This is a genomic window from Caulobacter sp. ErkDOM-E, from assembly GCF_048541895.1.
Taxonomy (GTDB): Bacteria; Pseudomonadota; Alphaproteobacteria; order Caulobacterales; family Caulobacteraceae; genus Caulobacter.
Window position 1 is genome coordinate 29,203 of the sequence record NZ_CP183331.1, and the last position, 24,775, is coordinate 53,977.

Genomic DNA, 24,775 nt, shown 5'->3' on the forward strand with positions numbered 1-24,775 from the left:
TCGCGCTGTTCTGGTCAGGCTAACGGCCGGCGCTATCCAAGGTTCCGCCGCCGGGCTCGGGAACCCTCGACAAGCTTGGCCGTTAGCCCGGGTGTCAATCAAGCGGAGCAGCCAGTGCGGCGCGTAGAGATCATCGCCAATATCGCCTCCGGATCCGTCGGCCCCGATGCGCCGGCGATCGCCGAACGGATCCTGGCCGAACACGGCGTCGCGGGAACCGTGCACACGCCGGGCGACGACCTGTCGGCCTGTCTGCGCAGCGTCATCGATTCCGACCCGGACGCGGTGTTCATCATCGCCGGCGACGGCACGGCGCGGGCCGCCGCCGAGATGTCGGGTCCCGACGGCCCGCCCATCGCGCCCCTGCCGGGCGGCACCATGAACATGCTGCCCCGCGCCTTCTATGGCGAGCGGTCCTGGCCCGAGGCCATGGAGGCCTGCCTGACGGAAGGCGCGCCGCGCATGGTGTCGGGCGGCGAGGTGGCCGGGCGCCAGTTCTTCGTCGCCGCCATCCTGGGCAGTCCGGCCCTGTGGGCCGACGCGCGGGAAGCCGCTCGGGCCGGCAAGATCAGCCTGACGCTGTCTCGCGCCCACCGCGCGTTTCGACAGGCCTTTTCCGGCCGGCTGCGCTTTACGCTGGATGGCCGCCCCAAGCAGAAGACCCAGGCCCTGGCCCTGATGTGTCCCCTGGTTTCCACCGTTCTGGACGAGGACGAGCGGGCGCTCGAGGCGGCGGCGCTGGACCCGTCAAACGCCATCGAGATCTTCCGCCTGGGGGTCAGCGCGCTGGGCGGAACCTGGCGCGATGATCCCTCGGTCAGCATGGGCCGCTGCCGGGTGGGCCGGGTCTGGGCCGGGGGCCGGATTCCGGCCATTCTGGATGGCGAGCCGATTCGTCTGGAGCCCGAGGTCCACATCCGCTTTCGCCCCAAGGCCTTCCGCGCCTTCGCCCTGCCCGAGCCGCCATGACCGTCAAGATCATCCAGGTCTCGGACATCCATTTCGGCGGCGAGAACCCGGCGGCCACCGAGGCGGCGCTGGCCCGGTTTCATCTGGAAAAGCCCGACCTGCTGGTGGCGGCCGGCGACCTGACCCGCGATGGCGCAGTCGCCGAGTTCGACGCGGCCAGGGCCTGGCTGGATTGCGCGCCCACGCCCCTGTTCACCACGCCGGGCAATCACGACACCCCCTATGTGGGACCCGGCGAGCTGCTGGAACGGTTCATCGCCCCCTGGCGACGCTATGAGGCGCGCTTTGGTCCGGCCGATGGCGGCGTCTGGAGGGCGCCGGGCGTGTCGGTCTTTGGCGTCAATACCGCCCGCCGGGCGCAGCTGCGCTGGAACTGGTCGAAGGGCGCGATCTCGAACGGCCAGATCCAGCGCCTGGAAGGCCAGCTGGCCGCCGCTGCGCCGGGCGACGCCCGCATCGTGGTCTGCCATCACCCCCTGATGGCGCTGACCGGCGAGCCGATGACCAGCGAGGTGCACGGCGGAACGCGCGCCGCCAACAGCCTGTCGACGGCGGGCGCCGATCTGGTCCTGTCAGGCCATATCCATACGCCGTTCGTGGCGCCCTATCCGTTCGGCGACGGCATGACGCGGGCGGTGGTGTCGGGCACGCTGTCGGTGCGCGAGCGTGGCGTTCCGCCCAGCTTCAACATCATCGAGATCGACCCCGCCGAGATCCGCGTCACGGCCATGGCGTTCGAGCGGATCGAGTTCGTCGTGTGGCGCACCTGGGCCTTCGACCGACGACCCCTGGCCTGAAACGCAAAACGGCGCGGCTTTCGCCGCGCCGTCTGACCGTCGAAACCTGATCGACTATTGCGGAGCCGGATAGCGCCAGGCCTCGCCCGCGCCCTTGGCGGCGGCGAACTGGCTGTCGGCCAGGGTCCAGTTGGCCAGGGTGTCGAACCAGGCTTCCAGGAAGCCCTTCCGATTGTTCTGGTGGTCCAGATAATAGGCGTGTTCCCAGACGTCGCAGACCAGCAGCGGGGTCACGCCGTCCTGGGTCACCGTGGTGGCCGCGTCGTGGGTCGAGATCACCTTCAGCTTGCCGCCTTCCGACACCAGCCACACCCAGCCCGAGGCGAAGTGGCCGACGCCCTCGGTGACAAAAGCGGTCTTCAGCGACGCAAGGTCACCGAAGGCTTCGGCGATCGCGGCGGCCAGATCGGCGCCCGGCGCGGTCTTTTCCGGGCTCATGGCGCCCCAGAAGAAGGCGTGGTTCCAGGCCTGGGCGGCGTTGTTGAACACCTTGCCCGGAGCTGCGGTCTTGATGACCTCTTCCAGCGAGCCCTTGTCGTCGCCGTTCAGCAGGCCGTTCAGCGCCGTGACATAGGCGGCGTGGTGCTTGTCGTGGTGGAAGTGCAGGGTGTTGGCCGAAACGGTCGGCTCCAGCGCCTCATAGGCGTAGGGAAGCTCGGGCAGGGTATACATGCTGACTCCATGGAAAGGCGTTCCCCGGAGGGGGAGGATGGGAACGCAAAGAACAACGGGGATTTAGCGCGGCGGTTGCCGCGGTTCCATGAAGGCTTTCAAAACCGCCGCCGTCAGGGTCGGGTTTTTCAGTGCGAAGATGCCGGCGGCCAGACCTGCGCCGATCGACAGCAGAGGCCGATCCTTGACGATGTCGACGACCTTTTCGGCGAAACTGAACGGCTCCGGCGCAGCGCCGGTGCGGGGCGGCTGGCCCTGCTCGGCCTTGCGGGCGGCGATCAGGCCGGCCATGGCCACGATCAGGGCGGCCACGGCCGCGACCACGGCGGCGGCGCCGGCCGGACCCAGCCAGGTCTCGACCACGGCGTACAGCGCAAAGGCCGCCGCGAACACGCCGACGGCGGCCGCAGCCGCTATGGCCGCCGCCGCCGCGAGCGTCATCAGGGTCTTTTCGAAGATCACCGGTCGTTGTTGCGGTTGCCGGCGATCAGCAGGCCGATCAGCACGCCGACGCCGAGCCCGGCCAGGGTGGCGGTCAGCGGGCGTTCGCGCACCCGCTCGGTGACATAGCGCTGGGCGTCGTCCAGCTGCTGGCCGGCGGTGTCGGTATAGGTGCGGCTCTGGGCGCGCAGGGTGTCCAGGCCTTCGGCGACCGATTTCTCGACGCGCTTGGCGGCCTCGGCCAGCGACGCCTTGGCGGCCGTGGCGGCTTCCACAAAGCTGCGCTCGGCGTGTTCAACGCTTTCAGCAGCAGCGGCCTTCACCTTGTCGGCGTCTTTTGCGGCGGTCTTCAGGACATCAGCAGGCATGGTCATCTCCGGTTCGCGGCGCGGCCAACAGAGCGGGCTGGCAATCTCGCTGAGCCCGGTGAACGCGGAGCCCCACCGAGCGGTTCCACAATAGCGTGGGGTTGGGAGCTTCACCACTGTGGAATCGTCACTCGCGTCTGACGCGAAGCGAGTCTATGGTCGAAAACATGGTGGATCCCGACTCCGCGCACGACACCGACAAGGAAGCCGTCCGGCTTCGCGCCACCAAGGCGCTGAAGGCCTTCGACCGTCCCGGCGAAAATCCCCATTTCACACGACTGATTCGCCTTGCGGCCCGCAGTTTCCATGCGCCGCGCGCCCGGCTGTGGCTGATCGGCGGCTCGCGGCTGCATTGCAAGGTCAGCCTCGGCTTCGGCCACGACGGCGAGGTGACGCGTCGCGCCGGATCGCTGGCCGACCTCCTGATCGCCCTGGGCGAACCGCTGGTCTGCGGGAATGCAGCCACCGACGCCCGGCTGACAGCGCTTTCCTTGCCGGGTATCGGCTTCCTGGGCTGCGCGCCCCTGATCGATCCCGACGGCCAGGTGGTCGGGTTTCTGACCGTGGAAGACCCCCAGCCCCGAACGGCGATCGACCCCGACGCCAGCCAGACGCTGATCGACCTGGCCGCCCTGGCCATGGAGGCCCTGCTGCGCGATCGCGTCGCCGGTGAAGCCAACACGGTCCGCACGCTCGACAGCGAACGCCTGGCCCTGGCCATCGGCGCCGCCAGCCTGGGCGAGTTCGAATGGGATCGCACGCTCGATATCTACCGGATCAGTCCGCGCCTGGCCAAGATCGCCCACCTGCCGGCCGGCGAGATACCCGCCGAAGATGGCCAGTCGCTGTTTCGCTATGTCCATGGCGACGATCGCGCCGAGATCCAGCGCGACGTCGACGCCCAGTTGCGCAAGCGCGGCCGCTATGAGGTGGAGTTCCGCCGCAATCCCGACGACAAGGGCCGGATCCAGTGGAACCGCGCCGCCGGCGTGATGACGCTCGACGAACAGGGCGAACCGACCCGCCTGATCGGCGTGATCCAGGACATCACCGACCGCAAGCAGCAGGATGAACAGCGCGAGAGTCTGCTGGCCGAGCTGGACCATCGCATCAAGAACCTGCTGGCGGTCGTCCAGTCGGTCGCCGCCCAATCGGCCCGCAAGTCGTCGTCGCTGGATGTGTTCCTCAAGACCTTCGCCGGCCGGCTGAAATCGATGAGCTCGGCCCATGACCTGCTCAGCGCCGCCCGCTGGCGCGGGGCCACCCTGGCCCGGATCGCCGCCGCCGAACTGGGCGGGCTGGCTCCCACCCAGACGCGCTGGGACGGCCCCGAACTGTTCCTGACCCCGCGCGCGGCCTCGGCCCTGTCGCTGACCCTGCACGAGCTGGCCGTCAATGCGGTGAAGTTTGGCGCCCTGTCGACCGAGAACGGCAAGGTTGAGGTGGTCTGGCGGCGCTCGCCCGATGGCGGCTTTGCGCTGGAATGGCTGGAAACCGGCGGACCGCCGGCGACCGAACCGACCAAGCGCGGCTTTGGCGCAACCCTGGTCGAGGACGTGGTCGGGCGCGAGCTGGGCGGCCGGGCGCGTATCGACTATCGACGCAGTGGGGTCAGCGCACTGATCCAGGCCGCCGCCCACGCCTTGGCCGACGGCCCCCCGCCCGAGCCTGAAAAGGCCGCGCCCGAACGGATCGTCGAGACCCTGATCGCCGCCGACGAAAACATCCGCCCCGGCGCCATCGCCGGCCTCAGGGTGCTGATCGTCGAGGACTCCCTGCTGCTGGCCCTGGAGCTGGAATCAGGCCTCGAGGACGCCGGGGTTGTGGTGGTCGGCTGCGCCGCCGAGCTGGGCGAGGCCCTGTCGATGCTGGACCAGGCCTTCGACGTGGCCGTTCTGGACGCCGACCTCAATGGCCAGTCGGTCGCTCCGGTGGCCGAGATCCTGCGCGGCCAGGGCCGGCCGTTCGTGTTCGCCACCGGCTATGCCGACAAGGCCGCCCCCATGGGCTTTGACGCGCCCATCGTGCGCAAGCCGTACAATGTGCACCAGATCGCGCGGGCGATCGCGGATGTGACCGGGCGGCACTAGGGTTTGAGCGATCCTCCCCCTGAAGGGGGAGGACTATTGCACAGGATCAAAAACGGTTGTCATCCCGGACGAGCGCGCAGCGCGAAGATCCGGGACCGACGCCTGAACTCTGCGCTTCCGGCGGTCCCGGATCGGCGCCCGGCTTCGCCAGGCTTGTCCGGGATGACAACCGTTTTTGATCCTGTTCAAGAGCCCCGCACATGGGGGCAAGACGAAGCCGCAGTCAGGCGGCTTCGTCGCTTCACAGCACCTTGCGCGCCCGCAGACCCGCGATCGCCTCATCGCTCAGCCCCGCCACCTCGCGCAGCACGGCGTCGGTGTGTTCGCCCAGGGTTGGCCCGGTCCAGCGCACGGCGCCCGGGGTTTCCGACAGGCGCGGGAAGGCGTTCTGCATCTTCACCTGGCCAAACACCGGATGCGGCACGCTGACGATCGACTCCCGCGCCGCGAAATGCGGATCGGCCAGCATCTCGGGCGCGCGATAGATCCGGCCGGTGGCGATTCCCGCCTTTTCCAGCAGGGGCAGCAGGGCCTCGATCTGCTGGTCGGCGGTCCAGGCGGCGATGCGGGCGTCCAGCTCGCCCTGATGCGCGCCGCGCGCCGCGTGATCCCTGTAGCGCACGTCATCGGCCAGGTCGGGCCGGCCCATCAGGTCGCAAAGCCGCCGAAACAGGGTGTCCTGATTGGCGCCGATCAGAACCAGTTCGCCGCTCTTGGTGGGATAGACGTTCGACGGCGCGATGCCGGGCAGCACAGCCCCCGACCGCTCGCGGATATAGCCGGTCAGGTCATATTCGGTGATCAGGTTCTCCATCACCGTCAGCACGCTCTCATAGATGGCCGCGTCGACCACCTGGCCCCGACCGGTGCGGTCGCGCGCATGCAGGGCCATCATCACCCCCAGCGCGGCGTTCAGGCCCGACAGGCTGTCGCCGATCGAGATGCCGGCCCGGGCGGGATTGCGATCCGGCTCGCCGGTGATGTGGCGCAGCCCGCCCATGGCCTCGCCGACCAGGGCGTAGCCGGCGCGCTTCGAATAGGGTCCGGTCTGGCCAAAGCCCGACACCCGCGCCATCACCAGGCCCGGATGGTCGGCCGACAGGGCCTCATAGCCCATGCCCCAGGCCTCCAGCGTGCCGGGGCGGAAGTTCTCGACCACCACATCGGCCTTGGCGATCAGGGCCCGGGCCAGGTCGCGGCCCTCGTCCGTGCGCAGGTCGAGGGTCACCGATTTCTTGTTGCGGCCGATCACCGGCCACCAGGGCGACAGGCCCTGGGGCTTGCTGCGACCCCACTGGCGCATCGGATCGCCGACCCCGGGATCTTCCAGCTTGATCACCTCGGCGCCGAAGTCGCCCAGGATCTGGCCGCAGAAGGGCCCCGCGATCAGCGAGCCCATTTCGATGACCCGCAATCCGGTCAGCGGTGATTGGGCCATCTCGATCTTCCCCTGGGTTCCGGGAACCGTTCACGGCCCCGTGATGTTCTTGATGCGAGCGGCGCCGCGTGACGCCGACCAGACTTCAACCTCTAGAAAAATCGCGCAGGGAAAGACAGCCATGACCCGCCATCTCCTCATCATCGGCGCCGCGTTCGCCGCCCTCAGCCTCGCCGCCTGCGGCGACAAAACCGAGACCAAGGGCGCAGCGACCCCTTCGGAACAGGCCGCCACGCCTGACGCCAACCCCGCCGCCACCGTTCCGACCGTGGCCGACGAGACCAAGGCCGATGTCTTCGCCATGAAGGCGGCTGACCTCAACATGTTCGAGATCGAATCCGCCAAGCTGGCCGCCGCGCGCTCGACCAATGCCCAGGTCAAGACCTTCGCCGGCAAGATGGCCACCGCGCACGGCAAGACCGGCGAAGGCCTGCAGGCGGCGATTGCAGCGTCGGGCGCGGCGATCATCCTGCCGATGACCCTGTCCAAGGACCTGCAGGATGACCTGGACGACCTGAGCAAGGCCAGCAACGAGGACTTCGACAAGAAGTACGCCGACAGCCAGGTCGACGCCCATCAGGCGATGCTGAACCTGCTGCAACGCTACGCCCAGGACGGCGACACCCCCGCCATCAAGGCCTTCGCCGCCGCCACGGCCCCGACCGTTCAGGAACACCTGAACACGGCCGAAGGCCTCAAGAAGGGCTTCGTGAACTAGCTTATCTACGGAATCGCGTAGGCGACCGTCGCCTTTGCGGCGGCGCGCTCGCGCGATTCCGTCCACATCAGGACATCGACCGTCGCGATGCGGCGGCCAAGTTTCAGCAGGGTGGCCTCGGCATAGAGGTCACCCGGCTTGCAGCCTCGCAGGAAATGGATCGTCAGCGAGGTCGTGACCGCCAGCGGCACCTCGCCGATATGGGTCAGGATCGCCGCATAGGCGGCGGTGTCGGCCATGGCCATCAGGGTCGGCCCCGAGATCACCCCGCCCGGCCGCAATTGCCGTGACGAGAACGGCTGGCGCATCAGGACGCGGCCCTCGGACGCCTCGATCGCCTCGGGCATCGAGGCCGGATCGCCTTCGGGAAAGGCGCGCTGCAGGAAGGCGTTGAACGCCGCCGCATCCAGCTTCAGTCCGCTCTCGCTCATCCGCCGACCTTGAGGGTGTTGTCGTCGCCATTGCGGTCGATGACCGTGTTGTAGGGATCGACCCCGGCCCATTTGGGGGCTTTGGCGACCGTGAAGGTCAGGGTCTGGACGCCCGAGCGGATCGGGCGGCGCTCATACAGCACGACACTGTCGGCCTTGAAGTCCTTCTTGCCCGGCTCGGCGGTGAACAGGCCGATGTCCATGCTCTCGGCCAGAGGCGCCGACGTCTCCTTGCCCTTGCCGTCGGCGTACATCTTCCTGGCGTCGATGGTCAGGGTCACATCGAAGCGGCCATCGGCGCGTTTCTTCACGGCCGCCGCCGTGGTCTTTATGTCGTAGAGGGTGATCTTCTCGAACAGGTCGGTGATCAGCGCCTGCTTGTCGGCCGGGGCCTCGGCGCGGATGGCCCGCATGAAGTCCAAGGTGGTGGGATAGGGCGCGCCCTTGAAGGCGTGGTCGGCGATCAGCCGGCGCAGGGCGCGGTTGACCGCCGCCTCGCCGATCTCGCTCTGCAGCCGGTACATAACCAGCGAGCCCTTGCGGTAATAGATGTAGGGCTGGTTCTCGACCTTGTAGAGCGGCTGCTCCTCCAGAGGATCGCCGCCGCGCGCGCGCAGATAGCTGTCCAGCTCGAACTTCAGGAACTTGCGGATCTGGCTCTCGCCATAGGTCCGCTTCATGACCATCAGGGCCGAATACTGGGCGAAGGTCTCCGACAGCATGGCCCCGCCCTGCTGGTCGGCGCCGATCACCTGGTGGGCCCACCACTGGTGGCCGATCTCGTGGGCCCCGATATAGGTGACCATGTCGATCTTTTCGGGGTTTTCGTAGTTGGCGATGAACACCAGACCTTCCGACCACGGCATGGTGCCGGCATAGGCCTGGGCGAACTGGGCGTAGTCGGGGAACTCCAGGAACCGCAGCTGGCGGAACTGATAGGGGCTGAACTCGGCGCCCATATAGTCCAGCGAGACCTTCATCGCCGTCTTCATGCGGTCGATGTTCCAGGCGTGCTGCGGGTCGTAGTAGACCGCCAGATCGACGCCCTTGTAGGTCTCGCTGGCGATCTTGTAGCGGGCCGACTGGATCGAGATGAAGTTCTGGATCGGGGCCTCGGTGACGAAGCGCGCCACGCGCCGATCACCCTTGACCAGGTCGGAGACCTTGTAGCCCGGTGCGATCGGCGTCTGGTCGCTGACCGTGGTGATGGTGATGTCGGACGACACCCAGTCGGAGTCCTTGCGCAGACCATTGAACTGCATCGAGGCCACATCGCCCAGCCTGGCCATGCGCCGCTCGGGCGGCAGGCCGTATTTGCGGCGCTTGGCGCGATCGACCAGCAGGCCGTCGCGGGCCATGCCCAGGATCGGCGCGATCTCCAGATTGTTGATGAAGGTCCCGTTGGCGACCACACGCGATTCCGCGCCGCTGTTGGGGAAGCCCTTCTGCGAGCGCTCGGTGATGAAGCTCATCTTGCGCCGCTCACCCGGAACCATCGGCGTGTCGAAGGCGAAGATCCGGTAGTTGAACCGGTCATAGGTCTTCTTGGCCCACGCCCCCTCGATCGACAGGCCCTTGACCTTCAGGTCGCGGTCGAAGCGGACATGGATTTCCTTCAGCGGACCGTTCGTCTTGTTCTCGATGACATAGGCGCCCTTGGTGCTGACGCGCGGTTCATCGGGATAGAGGTCCACGTCCAGCATCATCGACACGATCTTGGGCTGGGGCAGGGTCTCGAACGGCAGCAGGGTCTTTTCGTAATCGGCCTGCCATTGCTCGCCGTCGATCGTGGTCCGGTAGGTGTTCCAGACATTGGTGTTGACGAAGATGAAGGTTCCCGTCGCCACGAACACGGTCAGGGCCAGGGCCAGGGTCAGGCCGGCCTTGCCGGTCATGCGGCTCGGCAGACGCGCCAGGCGCGGCCACAGCCGGCTCTCGGTTCCCCGCCGCCACAGGCCATAGGACAGAACCAGCAGCACGACCGAGAAGGCCGTCCAGTACAGCCGCAGCCACCAGGCCCCGATCCAGAACTTGCCCTGGCCGTTCATGTCGGAGAAGGGCGTGTCGGTGACCGCGCCGAAATTGTAGAGCTTGTGCTCGAAACCCAGGTTCGAGAGGGTGATAGTGGCGACCATGTAGATCACCATCAGGCCCCAGCCGATGAACTTGTGCGGGCTGATCGCCTGCAGGAACACCGCCAGCACCGCCAGCAGGACCCAGTCCACCGATTGCGGCAGGATGTACCAGAGCAGGTACTTGGACAGCTCCAGATGGGTATAGCCGTGGGCCAGCTGGCTGATGATCGCGGCCAGCACGCTGACCAGCAGGGTCGAGACCAGCACCAGCGAAATGGCCAGGGTCTTGGGGACGACAAAGGCCCAGTCCGGAACCGGGGTGGCGTCGATGATCTCGTGGGTCTTGCGCTCGCGCTCGCGCCAGACCAGTTCGCCCGAATAGTAGATGGCGATGATCATCGGGATGAGACCAAAAGATCCCATCAGTGGCGTCAGCAGCACGCGGGTCAGCGGATAGATCTCGCCGCCATAGCGTCCGGCCTCGGTGGCGAACCACAGCGAGCCCATGGCATTGGCCAGGCCCAGGGCCAGCAGCACGAAATAGGCCGGGCTCTTGAACACCTGGCCCATGTCCAGCCGGGTGCGGACCATCAGCTGGACCCAGGCCGTCTGGCGATCATAGCGCGGAACGACCGGGCCGCTCAGGGTGGCCGGCAGGGCCTCGATCGGCGCCGGCCCCTTGTGGGCCTTGACCTTGCGATCACCCGACAGCGCGGCCGACTGGATCTGGAACAGCCAGTAGGCGGCCGTCAGGAACACCGCCGACAGGGCCAGGGCGAAGAGGCGGTTGAACAGCAGCACGCCAGTCAGGGCCGGCGTGACCGAGTTCCGCTCGGTGGCGGTCCAGTACTTGGTGACCAGGCCAAAGGCCGCCGTGCCCAGGGGCTCCCACAGGGCGGCCGTCTTTTCGAACTCCGGGCGATCCAGGGCGATGCCGCCAATGATCCACACCACCATGAAGGCGATGACGCCGACATAGGTCCACATCATCGATCGCGTCACCGTGGCCAGGGCGAAGAAGATCGCCGAGGTCAGCAGGATCGAGGGCAGGGCCAGGGCGAAATAGGAAAACAGATAGGCTTCGACCAGGTTGGGGCCCAGGCGCTCGGGGTCGACCCAGGGCATGAACGAACCGATGAAGATCGCCAAGGGCACGGCCAGGAACGAGATCGCCGCCGCCAGATAGGCCCCGGTGAAGCGGCCGTACAGATAGTCGAACTTGCCGATCCGGGTGGAGCGCAGGATCGGCCCAAAGCCGGTCTCGTCGTCGCGGACCACCACATTGGCCACGAAGGCCGTGGTCACGAACATGTAGAAGATCGACAGGATCAGGTGGGTCTGGGCGATCGCGAACGGGGCGTTCTTGTGGATCTGACCGCCGCCGCCGATGCGGATCTGGTCGATCGTCGCCGCCCCGAAGGTCAGCAGGAAGAACACCGTCGCCACCACCCAGAACACGGGCGACTTCAGCTGGTAGCGGAGCTCGAAGCCCGCAATCTTGGCGAACATGGCCGGTCCTCCTACGCCGCGCGGCGGGTGGTGGACAGGGTCGAGAAATAGACGTCCTCAAGACCGCCCTCGACGGCGGTAAAGCCATCGCCCGGATCGCTGTCGGCCAGGATGTGGATCACCGTGCGGCCGCCCAGCAGGCGGGTGGAGATCACCTGATACTGGGCCTTGGCCGCTTCCAGATCGGCCTTGTCGATGGTCTTGCGCCAGACCCGGCCGGCCAGCTGGACCACCAGATCATTGGGCGCGCCCTGTTTGACGATGCGGCCGTCGCAGATGATCGCCATGGCCGGGCACAGGTCCGACACGTCCTCGACGATGTGGGTCGACAGGATGACCACCACGTTCTCGCCGATTTCGGCCAGCAGATTGAGAAAACGATTGCGCTCTTCGGGGTCGAGGCCGGCGGTGGGCTCGTCGACGATGATCAGGCGCGGATCGCCGATCAGGGCCTGGGCGATGCCGAAGCGCTGGCGCATGCCGCCCGAGAACCCGGCCAGGGCCTTCTTGCGCACGCCCCACAGATTGACCTGGCCCAGCAGGCTCTCGACCGTTTCCTTGCGGTCCTTGGCGTTGGCGATGCCCTTGAGCACCGCCATGTGGTCGAGCATGTCGTAGGCCGAGACCCGCGGATAAACGCCGAAATCCTGCGGCAGATAGCCCAGGGTGCGGCGCAGCAGCTCGGGCGTCTTCAACACGTCGATGTCGTCGAAACGGATGTGGCCCGAGGTCGGGGCCTGCAGGGTGGCGACGGTGCGCATCAGGGTCGACTTGCCCGCGCCGTTCGGGCCCAGCAGGCCGTACATGCCGCGCGGAATGGTCAGGCTGACCTCGTCCAGGGCGCGAACGCCGTTGCCATAGACGTGAGTCAGGTTCTCGATGATCAGCATTCGCGCGCTCACAGCCCCCGCATGGAAAGACGCCCAGTATTCCCCACACCCGTCATGACTCGACGGCGAGGACGGGGGCAAGTGAAAGAACGTTTAAGCGTCCCCGGTCTCGGGATGATTTCTGATAGGCGATAACCTGGGCAGGGTGCTTTTGAAGCGCGCCGTTTGGGGCTAATCAGGCGCCATGACGACATACGCCTTTCCCCCGTCCGCTGTTCCCGTGGTCCCGGTCGAGGGATCGGCCGAGGTCTTTCCCGTGCGCCGCATCCTGTGCGTGGGTCGCAACTACGCCGCCCACGCCCGCGAAATGGGGGCCGACACGCGCGATCCGCCGTTCTTCTTCGCCAAGCCGGCCGACGCCGTGGTCCCCTTGCCGACCACCGTGCCCTATCCGTCGGCGACGGCGGATCTGCACCACGAGATCGAACTGGTGGCGGCCCTGAAGGCCGGCGGCGAGAACCTCACCCCCGAGCAGGCCATAGACCTGGTGTTCGGCTATGCGGTCGGCGTCGACCTGACGCGCCGCGACCTGCAGAACGCCGCCAAGGCCAAGGGTCAGCCGTGGGAAGCCGGCAAGGCCTTCGACGCCAGCGCCCCGATCAGCGCCATCCGCCCGATGAGCGGCCTGCCGCCGGAAGGCGCGATCTTCCTGTCGGTCAATGGCGTGGAAAAGCAGCGCGGCGAGATCGCCGACATGATCTGGAACGTCGCCGAGGTGATCGCCAAGGCCAGCCAGCTGTGGCGGCTGGAAGCCGGCGACCTGATCTTCACCGGTACCCCCGAGGGCGTCGGCGCCATCGGGCGCGGCGACAGGGTGGAGGGTGAGGTCGAGGGCGTCGGCAAACTGTCCTTCACCCTGGCCTAGAGCTCCATCCTGACTGCGTCAGGCCGGAGCTCTAGATCTTTGTTTTAACGCATTTTCTTCACGCGAACCGGTATCCACTTCGCTCGAAAATGCTCTAGGAGCGCGCCATGAAGCTCATCCTGCACAGCGCCTGGCGGGCCAGCGCGCCCTATCGGGTGCGCATCGGCCTGAACCTCAAGGGCCTGGACTATGCCGTCCAGCCCGTGGATCTGGTGTCGAGCCAGCACCAGGGCGAGGCCTATCGCGCCCTCAATGCCCAGGCCCTGGTGCCGACGCTTGAGGTCGCCCTGCCTGGAGAAGAAGGCCGCCGTCTGACCCAGAGCCTGGCGATCCTGGAATGGCTGGACGAGGCGGTTCCGGGGGCGTCGCTGTTGCCGGCCGACCCGTTTGATCGCGCCACGGTGCGGGCCATGGCCGAGATCGTCGCCTGCGACATCCACCCGGTGAACAACCTGCGCATCCTGCGCGCCCTGACCGGCCTGGGCGTCGACCAGGACGGCCGCGACGCCTGGGCGCAGCGCTGGATCACCGACGGCTTTGCGGCGCTGGAGCCGATGGTGGCGCGGCACGGCAAGGGCTATGCGTTCGGCGACACCCCCGGCTTGGCCGACTGCTGCCTGGTCCCACAGGTCTATAACGCCGCCCGTTTCCACGTGGACATGACGCCGTTCCCCGCGATCAAGGCTGCGGTGGCCCGGGCTCTTGAACATCCGGCCATCGCCGCCGCCCACCCCAACCTTCAACCGGATGCCCAGAATGCTTGAAGACTTGAAGGCCAATAACGCCGCCTGGTCGAAGGGCAAGACCCAGGTCGACCCGGAGTTCTTCAAGCGGCTCGAAAACCAGCAGAGCCCGGAATATCTGTGGATCGGCTGCAGCGACAGCCGCGTGCCGGCCAACGAGATCGTGGGCCTGGATCCCGGCGAGCTGTTCGTCCACCGCAATGTCGCCAACCTGGCCCCGCCGCAGGACGCCAACTATCTCAGCGTGCTGCAGTTCGCGGTCGACGTGATCAAGGTCAAGCACGTGATGGTCGTGGGCCACTATGGCTGCGGCGGCGTGGCGGCGGCGATCGACGGCAAGCGGCGCGGCCTGGTCGACCACTGGCTGCACCCGATCCGCGAGGTCCATGCCGAGCACCGCCACGAGCTGGACGCCCTGCCGGGCGAGAAGGAAAAGCTCAACCGCCTGTGCGAGCTGAACGTCATCCGCCAGGTCCGCAACGTGGCCGCCGACGTCTTCGTGCAGGACGCCTGGGCGCGCGGCCAAGCCCTGGCCGTCCATGGCTGGGTCTATTCGCTGGCCAACGGGCTGGTGAACGACCTGAACGTCGGCATTTCCAGCCGGGAAGACTATGAGCGGGTGGCCGGCGGGGTGATCTGAGGCCGCTAAACACTGTCATCCCGGCCAAGCGCGAAGCGTGCCGAGCCGGGACCGCAGGAAGCGCCGCGTTTGCCGTGGTCCCGGATAGCCTCTGCGAGGCTTCCGGGATGACAACGGAAAGGTGAGCTCTACCCCGCCTTGATCCTCACCCGCGCCGACGCCTTTCGCCCCTGCCCGTCCACCACGGACAGGCGATAGAACCCCGGCGCCGCCGGCTTCCAGACCACCCGGCCGCTGACCGGATCGGCCGCCAGAGGCGTTCCCCCGACATACCAGGTCAGGTCCTCGCCGCCGGCCGCCAGCACCAGTCCCCGTGATCTGGGCCCCAGGGCCTCGACCTGCACGGCCGCGCCGTCCGGCGGGAAGATCAGGCGTGGCCCTTCGGATTGCGCGCGCAGGGTCTGCAGCGCCTCGGGCGCCAGCTTCGGCGCGATCGGGCGCGGCGCGGCGGCGGGCGCGCCGACCACATCAGCGACATCGAACAGCAGCGGCAAGGCGGCGTCGCGTCCGGTCAGGCCGCCGCGCGCGCCGCCGTCGGCCCGGCCCGTCCAGACGATGATCGCATAGCCGCCGACCACGCCGGCCGCCACCGCGTCGCGAAAGCCGTAGGAGGTGCCAGTCTTGAAGGCCATGGCCGGCCCGCCCCGGGTCAGGGCCGAGGGCGCCCGGCCGCGCGGCGCGGGGGCCTCGCGCAGGATGTCCAGCACCTGCCCCGCCGCCTCGGGTCGCACCAGTCGGGTTCCGCCGGATGTCTCGCGTAGCTTGGCGTCGGCCTGCGTCCAGGCCAGGGGCTTGGCGAGGCCGCCGTCGCCCAGGGCGGCGTACAGCAGGGCCAGGTCGCGCAGGGTGATCCCCTCCCCGCCCAGGGCCAGGGCCAGTCCCGCCGCCTTCAGCTGCGACTTCGGCCGGGCCAGATGGGCGCCGGCCGCCTCGATCCGGCCTGCAAAGGCTTCGGGACCCAGCCGCTCCAGCGTCGCCACGGCCGGCACGTTCAGCGAATGGGTCAGGGCCTCGCGCACCGTGACCTTGTCGTGGAACACCCGGTCGAAATTCTCGGGCTGATAGTCGGCGAAGCGGGTGGCGCTGTCGGTCAACTGGGTGTCGGCGGCGAGCAGTCCATCGTCCATGGCCATGGCGTAGATGAAGGGCTTCAGGGCCGAACCCGGCGAGCGCAGGGCGCGGGTCATGTCCACCCAGCCCCCGGCCCGCTCGCGCCCTGCCGAGCCGACGGCGGCGCGCACCGCCCGGCCCTTGATTTCCACCACCAGGATCGCGGCGGTGGCGTCGGCCCCTTGCGAGGCGGCGATGGCGGCGGCCATCGGCTCCAGCCGCGCCTGCAGGTCGGCGTCGAGGGTGGTGATCACGCTGGCCTGCGAGGCTGGCGCGGCGCGGGCCAGTTCGCCCGCCACGTTCCAGGCCAGGGCCGGGAACGGTGAACGGCGCGGCAGGGGTTCGGCCTCGGCCTCCAGAGCGGCGGCTTCGGTGAGCACGCCGGCCCGGACCATCTTGTCCAGCACCGCCCGCCGCGCCAGCCGCGCCGCCTCGGGCCGACGGTCGGGTCGGCGGGCCTCGGGCGATTGCGGCAGGGCGATCAGCAGGGCCTGCTGGCCGTCGGTCAGGCTTGAGGGCTCCTGACCGAAATAGGCCAGGCTGGCGGCGCGCACGCCCTCCAGATTGCCGCCATAGGGCGCCAGGGTCAGGTAGAGGGCCAGGGTCTGGCGCTTGGTCAGCCGCGATTCCAGCTGCACGGCGCGGATCATCTCGATCAGCTTGGAGCCGAGGTTGCGCGGCCGCGGCTCCAGCAGTCGGGCGGTCTGCATGGTCAGGGTCGAGGCGCCGGAGGTCGGGCGACCGTGGACCACCGCCGAGCCGAACGCCCGGACCACCGCCAGGGGATCAACGCCCAGATGGCTGTAGAACCGCCCGTCCTCCACCGCGATCAGGCGCTTCTGGAAGGTCTGGTCGGTGCGGTCGAGGTCGGCCCGGATCCGCCAGCGGCCGTCCTCCACCGGCAGGGCCCGCAGCCATGCGCCGCGCCGGTCCAGCGCCACCGGCGAGGACTGCCGGGCGCGGGTCATTTCGGGTGGGAAGATGGCGCTGAGCGTGGCGAGGGCGACCTGGACGCCCAGAAGGGCGACGAGGGCGCGGGTGAGCGGCGCAACCATCTTCCCCCTCCGGGGGAGGAGGATGCGCAGCATCCGGAGGGGGCCAGTGGTGGCAGCGCCCCCTGAGTCAGCAGACGTCATCCTGCGAACGGCCTCGCGTCACTTGCCCCCTCCGCGCTTTCAGCGCTCCTCCCCCGGAGGGGGAAGATGAAACGGCGCGTCACCCTCACTGCCCCGGCGCGATCACCGCCCGGCCCGCATCCGAGCGCGCGGTGATCGCGGGACGGTACATGTCCTTGGCTACCGCGCCCGGCAGGAAGAACTCGCCCGGCGTCACGGCCCGCGCCACATAGGCCAGGGCGAAGGGCTTGTTGCCCTCCAGGTCCATGGCCGCGATGAAGCGGTCGTCGCGACTTTCCTGAACGTCGGCGCCGGTCAGTTCGCCCAGGAACCGGTAGGGCCCGTTCTGGGCGTCATCGGCGCCGAGTGTCGTCTCGATCTCGAAGCCGGCCGGCAGGGCGTCGTCGACCACCAGAGCGGTCGAACGGGCCTGCATCGAGCGGCCGGAGACCAGCACGATGATCCGGTCGCCCTGGCGGATCGTGGCGGGATCCACCGCCGCCCCGGTCATCGACAGCAGGCGCTTGCCCACGAACAGGCCATTGGCCGATGCCCCCGGCGCGGCGGTCGGCGTGCCACGAACACTGACCGTCCGCCACAGCGCGCCCTTGCTGGTGTTGGTGAAGCGGCTGTCAGCCAGCTTGCCCACCGCCCAGCGCGGCGCGCCGCCGGCCGGCGGCAGGGCCATGGCCCCCTTGGCGTCGATCGAGATCGGGCCGGCCGCCTTCAGCAGGGCGAAGGCCGCGTGCAGCACGGCCGCCTGTTCCTGGGTGTTGAGGGCGTCGGGATCCTTGACCACGTTTTCGAGGCGGCCCTGCAGTTGGCGGGCGATGTCGCCCTGACCCGACTCGACGGCCAGGGCGGTCAGCCCCGCCACGTCGCGCAGCGGGCTCTGGTACCAGTCCTGATCGTCGCGATAGCCCAGCGACTTGACCGCCTGGCGCATGGCCGAGCGAGCCCGGGCGTTGTCGCCCATGCGGGCCAGGCCGGCGGCGACATAGGCCTTGGCCATCGGCTGGTCCTCGTCCTTCATCTGCACGTCGTGCCACCAGCGCAGGCGGGCCAGGTCGCCCTTGCCGCCCTTGGCCATCACATAGAGGGCATAGGCCGAGGCCCGGCGGCGCATCCGTTCGGTGGCCTTCTTGGACAGCTCGGGCGTGGCCGCCCACCATTCGGGATATTCCATCCGGTAGGAGACCGAGGCCCAGCCGTCGGGACGGCTGATCTGGCGCATGGCGTTCATGGCCTTGTCGATCGCGGCGTCCGGCACGGCCACGCCCTGCGCCCGGGCTTCCAGCAGGAAGTCGGTCGTATAGGCGCCCAGCCAGGCGTCGGCCTCGCCGTCGCCCACCCGCCACAGCCCGAAGGCGCCGTCGAGGGTCTGGCGATCCAGCAGCTTGCCCACCGCGCCGGCCAGGGCCGCCGGGGTGCGTTTCAGCTTGGGATCACTGGTCAGGCTCTGGGCGTACAGCAGCGGATAGGCCGTCGAGACCAGCTGCTCGGTGCAGCCATAGGGATAGCGTTGCAGGGCCACCGCGATCGCCGCCGGGTCGAAGCCCTTGAACGGCGAATAGCTGACCTGCAGCGTCACGTCCCCGGCCGCCAGGCCGCTCATCAGGGCGTAGGAAGGCGTATAGGCCGCGCCCGGTTGCTGCAATTCCGTGGTGGTGCGCACCACATCGCCCCAGCCCAGGCGGGTCTGGATCGGATAGTCCTTGCTGGTCGCAAAGCCGGGACCGGCCACCTTGAAGCCGATCTTGCCGATGCCGGTGACGTCGGGGGCCAGGAAGGGGATCTTCTCGGCGATCCGTTGTCCCAGGATCATCTGGAACACCTTTTTGAACGCCACCTTCAGCCCGCCCGACGAGAAGGCCTCGGCGGTATAGGCGCCGGGCTTGCCCTCGACATTGTGCAGCTCCAGCGTGGCCATGGCCTTGTCGCCGGGGGCCAGGAAGCGCGGCAGATTGAGGTCGGCCACCACCGGCTGGCGCACGGTCAGGGGCTTGGAGCCCGAGCCGACGGCGTTGTCGGTCCAGGCCACGGCCATCAGCCGCAGCTCGCCATTGAAGTCGGCGGCCGGCAGCTTGATCACCGCCTTGCCGTCCAGGCCGGTCTCGACCACGCCCGACCACAGGGCGACGGTCTTGATCGGGGTGACGGTCAAACCCTCGCCCCCGACCTCGTCGGCGCCGAAATTGACATTGGCGGGCGCGCCCAGATTGGGATCGAGCAGACGGCCATAGTCGTCGCGGTAGTCGACACCCAGGGCGCGCTTGCCGAAGTACCATTTCACTGGATCAGGACTGTCCTGACGGGTCAGGCGCAGAATGCCCTCGTCCACCGCCGCGATGGTGACGTGGGCGCGCTGGCCAAGGCCCAGGCCCTTCACCGCCACGGGGATCTCGACCGGGGCCTTGGAGTCGATCTTCACGGGCGTGCCCAGATCGACGGTCAGCTTCCGGCTCTTGGGATCCAGCGGCACATAAACGAGGCCCAGGGCGCGACGCGGCTTGGGCGAGGCGACCGGGTCGCGCGGCTGGATGACGCTGACCATCACATAGGCCCCGCCACCCCAGGCGGCCGAGGTCTTCAGGCGCACGGTCGTCCCGTTCTCGCCCACGGTGACGGTCTTCAGGTCGATCAGGCGGTCGGTGGCGACGGCGATCTGGGCTTCACCGGCATAGGGCGGCTTCAGCGTGATCTCGACCGTATCGCCCTGGACATAGGCCTTGGTCCCGGCGCTGACGCGCACGAAATCCGGGGCCTCGGCGTCCTTGGCGGGCGAGCCCCAGCCGGCGGCGAAGCGGGTGACGGTCTTTGAGCCGTCCGCGCCCTCGACCACCAGGCGATAGTCGCCCCAGCCCAGGCGTCGCGTGAAGCGGGCCGGATCGCCGGCGCCGATGTTCACCGTGGCCTTGGCCACCACCGCGTCGCGGCTGGTGCGCCGCCACTGCCAGCGGCCATCCTGCTGGAACCAGTCATAGTCCCAGTTCTCGCTGATCAGGGTGTAGGTCGCGGTGGCGCCCACCCGCTTGCCGGCGGCGTTAACGGCGATGATGTTGAGGCTGATCGGCGGATCGCCCTTGGCGCTGTCGCCCTGGTCGACCTTGACCCCGAAATAGAGCGGCTTGGCGCGAACCTTCAGGTCCAGGCCTTCGCGGACCGGACGGCCGCCCGGCTCGAACACCGAGGTGGTGACGGCGGCGACCAGCGGCTGGGCCGTGTCGCCGGCCACATCGCTGGCGACCGACAGCACCGCCCGGCCTTCGCCATCGGTGACCGTCGTGCCCAGTTCCAGGAACTTCTCCTCGAACGGCTTGTCGGCGTCGCCCCAGACATAGTCCTTGTAGGCGGGGAAGGGATCGGCGTCGGCGCGCAGCCGCGCCTCGCCCTGGGTCTGCAGGCCGGCGCCCGGCGCGCCATACAGGAAGCGGGCCGAGACATCGACCTTGCGGGTCTCGCCCACGCCCAGCGGAAGGGATTCCTGGCCCGTGGCCGTGACCGCCAGGCGTTGCGGCGCGAAGTCCTCGACGCTGAAGGTCAGGCTGCCGGAAGCGGCCTCGATACCCTCGATCTTCAGTTCGGCCGCCCAGCGCCCGCGCGGCGCCGAGCGTGGCAGGGCGATGTCGGCCAGCACGGCGCCGGCCTTGGCGCCGCTGAACGGATAGCGCTTGAACTCGACCCCCGAGGGCCGCTTGACCACGATCTCGCCCTTGCGGTCGTTGACGGCCTTGGCCAGCCGGTCGCGGACCATGGCGGTCAGGTGGACGGTCTCGCCGGGCCGATAGATGCCGCGGTCGGCATAGAGATAGCCGTCGATGTCGGTGCGGGTGGAGCGGCCGGCGGTGGCGCCTTCGCGGCCGCCGACGCCCTGCTTGGACAGGTCGACCGGCGAGCGGTCCAGGTCCAGCACCGCCAGGTCGCCCTGCGGTCCATAGGCCATGACCATCTTGGCGCGCTCGGAGCCTTCGCCTTCCAGCAAGGGACGCAGGAAGCGCACGCGGCCGTCAGCGTCGCTCTTGGCCTCGGCCAGATCCTCGCCGTCCTTGGCCACCAGGGCCACGCGGACGCCGGCGATCGTCTTGGCGCTCTTCAGCGAGCGCACCACCACGTCGAGGGATTCCGAACCGTCATAGGCGATCATCGCCATGTCGGTGAACACGATCCAGCGCCGGGCCTGGGCGGGCGGAGTGTCGCCCTCCTCATCCGGATTGCGACCGCCCGAGGCGTCGCGCGCCTTGATCATGTAGCCACCGGCCTTCATGTCCTTGAGCACGGCGCCCAGCGGGAAGACGGTGGTGGCTTTCTGGCCGGTCGCGCCGGTGACGGGCACAACGCCCTTCCAGACGCGGCGGCCGTCCTCGCCGACACTGTCGTCGCCATAGTCGCCGGCCCAGTCACCCTCGCCGGTGGGGTCGGGCGCGCTGATCGACTTGCGCACCAGGTTGCGATCGGAAACCCGCCACACCTCGATGGCCAGGGCCTGGACATTGATGGTCTCGATGCCGACGCCGTCGGACTCCTCGCGCGGCAGGATCACGCCGTCGCCGGCGAAGCCGACATAGGGGGGCTTTTCGCCAAAGGTGAAATCGACATCGGCATTGGCGGCCAGGGTCTCGCCGCCCTTGGCAGGCAGGCCCTTGAGCAGGGTGACGCGATGGTCGGTGAAGCCCACGCCGCCGACGCACAGCTCGTCGCCCTGGACCCGCACGGCGGGCGTGCGGCCGATGTCGGGCGAGACCAGCACATAGTCGGCATAGGCCTTGGACGGATCCAGCGGCTTGCTCATCCGCACGCAGGCCATCGGGTCCTGGCCGGAGCTCTCGATGCGGCTCTGCCAGACGGCGAACGCTTCGGGCTTGGGGATGCCGCGACGCGGGGCGCCGGCCGCGCGGGGCTTGCCGAACAGCGACCAGGCCTCGCCCTTGACCGGGGCCGAGGCGACGGCGCTCTTGTTTCCGCCGAACCAGCCCAGATCGCCGGCCTTGCCGGTCAGCAGGCCGCCGCCGAAACCGATGACGAGCGCTCCGGTCGCGATGGCCGCGATGCGCACGCGCGCGTCAGCGGACCAGCGCGCCTTCAGGCGCTCGATCAGCGTGGGCTGGGAAACGGGCGCCGGATCGTTGGAACCGCTCGCGGGCGGCGTCTCGTCCATCGACATTCCACAATCCCCCGGTTCACCACGTTCGAAAATCGATGTGACGTGAAGCGGGGGGGCGGGTCAACGGGGCCTTAGCCCATGAATTCGACCTGGCCGGTCTGCAGGCTGTAGACGGCGGAGACCACCTTCAGGCGACCCGCCGCGATGCGGCTGCTGAAGGCCTCGTCGGCGGTCTTCAGGCGTTCGGCGATGTTCTTGGCGTTCTGGCGGATCGAGGCGTCCTGCAGGTCGGCGGGACGGCTCTCTCCGGCCTCGATCACGGCCGGCAGGATGGGCAGGGCCATGTCGAACAGGGCGCCGTGCAGGTGGGCGTGCTTGGTAGCGACATCCACCGCCGCCCCGACCGCGCCGCACTTGGTGTGACCCAGCACCACGACCAGCGGCGCGCCCAGATGCTCGACGGCATAGAGGATCGAGCCCAGGCCTTCGCGGCTGACGGTCGAGCCGGCCGTGCGGACCACGAACAGCTCGCCCAGGGTGCAGTCAAAGACCAGTTCCGGCGGCACGCGGCTGTCGGAACAGCCCACGACGATCGCGAAAGGTTTCTGGCCGTTCGACAGCTCGTTGATCCGCGCCCAGCTGGGCAGGGCCATGCTGGCGCCGCCGCGGGCGAAGATCGCGTTGCCGTGCTTAAGGCGGCCCAGGGCTTCGTTGGGATCGATCAGGACTTCGGGCGCATGGGTCTCGGCCGGCTTGGGATATTCGGCGACGGTCGAGCGCACCGGCGCGGCTGCGGCCCCATGAGAATTTTGCGGAGCGGCGGCAGGCTTGGGCCGGGGCGCGGCCTTGCGCGGCGCCGGCGCGTGGTGATCGTCACCCTCGGCCAGGGCGGCCAGCGGCGTTCCGGCCAGTCCCGACGCCAGGGCGCCCAGCAGAAGTCTTCTCGAAACCATCTCGTCCCCCGACGCGGATTTTCCTGTCGACGCCTAGCACTAGAACGACAAGGTTAACCGACCGTAGGTATTGGCCCCGGCCTCACAGCGGCAATTCGGCGCGCTTGACCACAGTGCGCAGGGCGATGCTGGAACTGACCCTGACGACGCCGGGAATCCGGGTCAGCTCCTGGGCATGAACCCGCTCCAGGTCGTCGACATCGCGCACCACCAGCCGCAACAGATAGTCCGAGCCGCCGGTCATCAGATAGCACTCGGCGACCTCGCGGACGCCGGCTATGGCTTTCTCGAAGGCGCTCAGGGTGGCCTCGGCCTGGGACGACAGGGTCACGGTGACGAAGACGCTGAGCGGCAGGCCCACGGCGCGTTCATCGATCACGGCCGCATAGCGCCCGATCACCCCGGCCTCCTCGAGGGCCCGCACCCGGCGCAGGCAGGCCGACTCCGACAGGTTCACGGCCTCGGCCATTTCCACATAGCTGGCCCGCCCCCGTCGCTGCAGCAGCGTCAGGAGCTTCCGGTCAAAGCTGTCGAGTTCAACGGCGGGTTTCTTCATGCCTTACCCATTTGACGCAGGATTCCTGCATACCACAGTTCTCGTCGCACGAAATCCCCAAGAAACCTGCAGGCCAAGAGGCGTAAATTGGCGTCAAAATCCTTCAGGAGGAAATCATCATGCGCGTTGGCGTCCCTTCAGAGATCAAACCCGGCGAACACCGCGTCGGCCTGACCCCCACGGCCGTCCGGGAATATGTCGGCCACGGCCACAGCGTTCTGGTCCAGTCCGGGGCCGGTCTCGGCGCCGGCTATGCCGATGACGCCTATCTGAAAGCCGGCGCGACCATCGCCGCCGACGCCGCGGCGGTGTTTTCCGGCGCCGACATGATCATCAAGGTCAAGGAACCCCAGAAGGTCGAGTGGGAGAAGCTGGAACCCCGCCACATCCTGTTCACCTACCTGCACCTGGCCCCCGATCCGGCCCAGACCGAAGGCCTTCTGAACAGCGGCTGCGCGGCCATCGCCTATGAGACCGTCACCGACGCGCGCGGCGGCCTGCCGCTGCTGGCCCCGATGTCGGAAGTGGCCGGCCGGATCGCCGTGTTCTCGGCCGCCGAGACCCTGCTCAAGCACAATGGCGGCATGGGCCTGCTGCTCTGCGGCGTGCCCGGCGTACCCCCGGCTCGCGTGGCCGTGCTGGGCGGCGGCGTGGTCGGCTCCAACGCCGCGCGCATGGCCGCCGGCCTGGGCGCCGAGGTGGTGGTGCTGGAACGCTCGATCCCGCGCATGCGCGAGCTGGACGACCTGTATCAGGGCCGCATTCTCACGCGCTATTCGACCTTCGCGGCCGTGGAAGAAGAGATCCTGAAAGCCGACGTGATCATCGGCGCCGTGCTGACCGCCGGCGCCGCCGCCCCCAAGCTGGTGCGTCGCGAGCATCTCAAGCAGATGAAGCCGGGCTCGGTGCTGGTGGACGTCTCCATCGACCAGGGCGGCTGCTTCGAGACCAGCAAGCCGACCACCCACGCCGAGCCGACCTACACGGTCGACGGCGTCGTCCACTACTGCGTGGCCAACATGCCCGGCGCCGCGCCCCGCACCTCCTCGGAAGCCCTGGGCAACGCCACACTGCCGTTCGGCCTGGCCCTGGCCGACCACGGCCTGGACGCCCTGAAGACCAACGTCCACCTGGCGCGCGGTCTCAATGTGCTGAAGGGCGAGCTGACCCACCCGGCCGTGGCCCAGGCGTTGGGCAAGCCCTCGGTCGACCCCTACGGCGCCTGGAAGTAGATCCCGGACATGAGAAGGGCGCCGAGCAAAACCGCTCGGCGCCCTTTTTCTTGCCCGAAAGG

19 protein-coding genes are annotated in these 24,775 nt (G+C 68.5%); 8 read left to right on the forward strand and 11 right to left on the reverse strand.

What is annotated here, in order from left to right:
* Positions 1-114: 114 nt before the first annotated feature.
* Both ACN2C7_RS00175 and ACN2C7_RS00180 read left to right on the forward strand, forming a co-directional pair.
* Complete coding sequence (locus ACN2C7_RS00175; RefSeq protein WP_419319191.1) at positions 115-969, forward strand: diacylglycerol/lipid kinase family protein; 855 nt, start codon at positions 115-117, stop codon at positions 967-969.
* On the forward strand, positions 966-1,766 hold the full coding sequence (locus ACN2C7_RS00180) for a metallophosphoesterase family protein (protein WP_419319192.1): 801 nt from the start codon (positions 966-968) through the stop codon (positions 1,764-1,766). Before ACN2C7_RS00175 ends, ACN2C7_RS00180 begins: the two co-directional genes overlap by 4 nt.
* A 54-nt stretch (positions 1,767-1,820) precedes the next feature.
* On the opposite strand, the gene ACN2C7_RS00185 is transcribed toward ACN2C7_RS00180, so the two are convergent.
* The 3 genes from ACN2C7_RS00185 to ACN2C7_RS00195 all read right to left on the reverse strand — a co-directional run bounded on the left by ACN2C7_RS00185 (position 1,821) and on the right by ACN2C7_RS00195 (position 3,247).
* A complete protein-coding gene (locus ACN2C7_RS00185; RefSeq protein ID WP_419319193.1) occupies positions 1,821-2,438 on the reverse strand; it encodes a superoxide dismutase in 618 nt (205 codons plus the stop codon).
* A gap of 63 nt (positions 2,439-2,501) precedes the next feature.
* Positions 2,502-2,879: a hypothetical protein gene (locus ACN2C7_RS00190; protein WP_419319194.1), complete on the reverse strand. Its 378-nt coding sequence runs from the start codon at positions 2,877-2,879 to the stop codon at positions 2,502-2,504.
* A gap of 17 nt (positions 2,880-2,896) precedes the next feature.
* Entirely contained in the window at positions 2,897-3,247 is a 351-nt protein-coding gene (locus tag ACN2C7_RS00195) for a hypothetical protein (protein WP_419319195.1), read from the reverse strand.
* A 155-nt stretch (positions 3,248-3,402) separates the two neighbouring features.
* Between ACN2C7_RS00195 and ACN2C7_RS00200 the strand changes: the two genes are divergently transcribed.
* Positions 3,403-5,337 (forward strand): HWE histidine kinase domain-containing protein, encoded by a 1,935-nt coding sequence (locus tag ACN2C7_RS00200; protein ID WP_419319196.1) that lies wholly within the window; start codon positions 3,403-3,405, stop codon positions 5,335-5,337.
* Between the two features lie 241 nt (positions 5,338-5,578).
* On the opposite strand, the gene ACN2C7_RS00205 is transcribed toward ACN2C7_RS00200, so the two are convergent.
* The gene (locus tag ACN2C7_RS00205) at positions 5,579-6,775 is read right to left on the reverse strand and encodes a CaiB/BaiF CoA transferase family protein (RefSeq protein WP_419319197.1); all 1,197 of its coding nucleotides are present in this window, start codon (positions 6,773-6,775) and stop codon (positions 5,579-5,581) included.
* Positions 6,776-6,896: 121 nt separating this feature from the next.
* On the opposite strand from ACN2C7_RS00205, the gene ACN2C7_RS00210 reads away from it, so the two are divergent.
* Positions 6,897-7,493 carry a DUF4142 domain-containing protein gene (locus ACN2C7_RS00210; protein ID WP_419319198.1) on the forward strand — a complete coding sequence of 199 codons (597 nt, stop codon included), beginning with the start codon at positions 6,897-6,899 and terminating at the stop codon, positions 7,491-7,493.
* Between the two features lie 5 nt (positions 7,494-7,498).
* Here ACN2C7_RS00210 and ACN2C7_RS00215 read toward each other — a convergent pair whose 3' ends face one another.
* From ACN2C7_RS00215 to ACN2C7_RS00225, 3 genes are read right to left on the reverse strand one after another with little or no spacing between them, the layout of a single operon-like run.
* A complete protein-coding gene (locus ACN2C7_RS00215) occupies positions 7,499-7,924 on the reverse strand; it encodes a PaaI family thioesterase (protein ID WP_419319199.1) in 426 nt (141 codons plus the stop codon).
* Positions 7,921-11,508, reverse strand: a complete 3,588-nt coding sequence (locus ACN2C7_RS00220) for a M1 family aminopeptidase (RefSeq protein ID WP_419319200.1) — start codon at positions 11,506-11,508, stop codon at positions 7,921-7,923. Before ACN2C7_RS00220 ends, ACN2C7_RS00215 begins: the two co-directional genes overlap by 4 nt.
* Positions 11,509-11,519: 11 nt before the next feature.
* Positions 11,520-12,398 carry an ABC transporter ATP-binding protein gene (locus ACN2C7_RS00225; RefSeq protein WP_419319201.1) on the reverse strand — a complete coding sequence of 293 codons (879 nt, stop codon included), beginning with the start codon at positions 12,396-12,398 and terminating at the stop codon, positions 11,520-11,522.
* 184 nt (positions 12,399-12,582) lie between these two features.
* On the opposite strand from ACN2C7_RS00225, the gene ACN2C7_RS00230 reads away from it, so the two are divergent.
* The 3 genes from ACN2C7_RS00230 (at position 12,583) to ACN2C7_RS00240 (ending at position 14,646) form a co-directional block, all read left to right on the forward strand.
* A complete protein-coding gene (locus ACN2C7_RS00230) occupies positions 12,583-13,263 on the forward strand; it encodes a fumarylacetoacetate hydrolase family protein (protein WP_419319202.1) in 681 nt (226 codons plus the stop codon).
* Positions 13,264-13,370: 107 nt separating this feature from the next.
* Positions 13,371-14,027, forward strand: coding sequence for a maleylacetoacetate isomerase (maiA, locus tag ACN2C7_RS00235; RefSeq protein WP_419319204.1), 657 nt, complete (start codon positions 13,371-13,373; stop codon positions 14,025-14,027).
* Entirely contained in the window at positions 14,020-14,646 is a 627-nt protein-coding gene (locus ACN2C7_RS00240; RefSeq protein WP_419319205.1) for a carbonic anhydrase, read from the forward strand. Before maiA ends, ACN2C7_RS00240 begins: the two co-directional genes overlap by 8 nt.
* A 128-nt stretch (positions 14,647-14,774) precedes the next feature.
* On the opposite strand, the gene pbpC is transcribed toward ACN2C7_RS00240, so the two are convergent.
* From pbpC to ACN2C7_RS00260, 4 genes are all read right to left on the reverse strand, one after another.
* Positions 14,775-16,844, reverse strand: a complete 2,070-nt coding sequence (gene pbpC / locus ACN2C7_RS00245; RefSeq protein WP_419319206.1) for a penicillin-binding protein 1C — start codon at positions 16,842-16,844, stop codon at positions 14,775-14,777.
* Between the two features lie 133 nt (positions 16,845-16,977).
* Entirely contained in the window at positions 16,978-22,032 is a 5,055-nt protein-coding gene (locus ACN2C7_RS00250) for an alpha-2-macroglobulin family protein (protein ID WP_419319207.1), read from the reverse strand.
* 71 nt (positions 22,033-22,103) lie between these two features.
* Positions 22,104-22,925: a carbonic anhydrase gene (locus ACN2C7_RS00255; protein WP_419319208.1), complete on the reverse strand. Its 822-nt coding sequence runs from the start codon at positions 22,923-22,925 to the stop codon at positions 22,104-22,106.
* Between the two features lie 82 nt (positions 22,926-23,007).
* Positions 23,008-23,481: an Lrp/AsnC family transcriptional regulator gene (locus tag ACN2C7_RS00260; protein ID WP_419319209.1), complete on the reverse strand. Its 474-nt coding sequence runs from the start codon at positions 23,479-23,481 to the stop codon at positions 23,008-23,010.
* Positions 23,482-23,600: 119 nt separating this feature from the next.
* Here ACN2C7_RS00260 and ald point away from each other — a divergent pair, with 119 nt between their 5' ends.
* Complete coding sequence (ald, locus tag ACN2C7_RS00265) at positions 23,601-24,713, forward strand: alanine dehydrogenase (RefSeq protein WP_419319210.1); 1,113 nt, start codon at positions 23,601-23,603, stop codon at positions 24,711-24,713.
* The last annotated feature ends 62 nt before the right edge of the window (positions 24,714-24,775 follow it).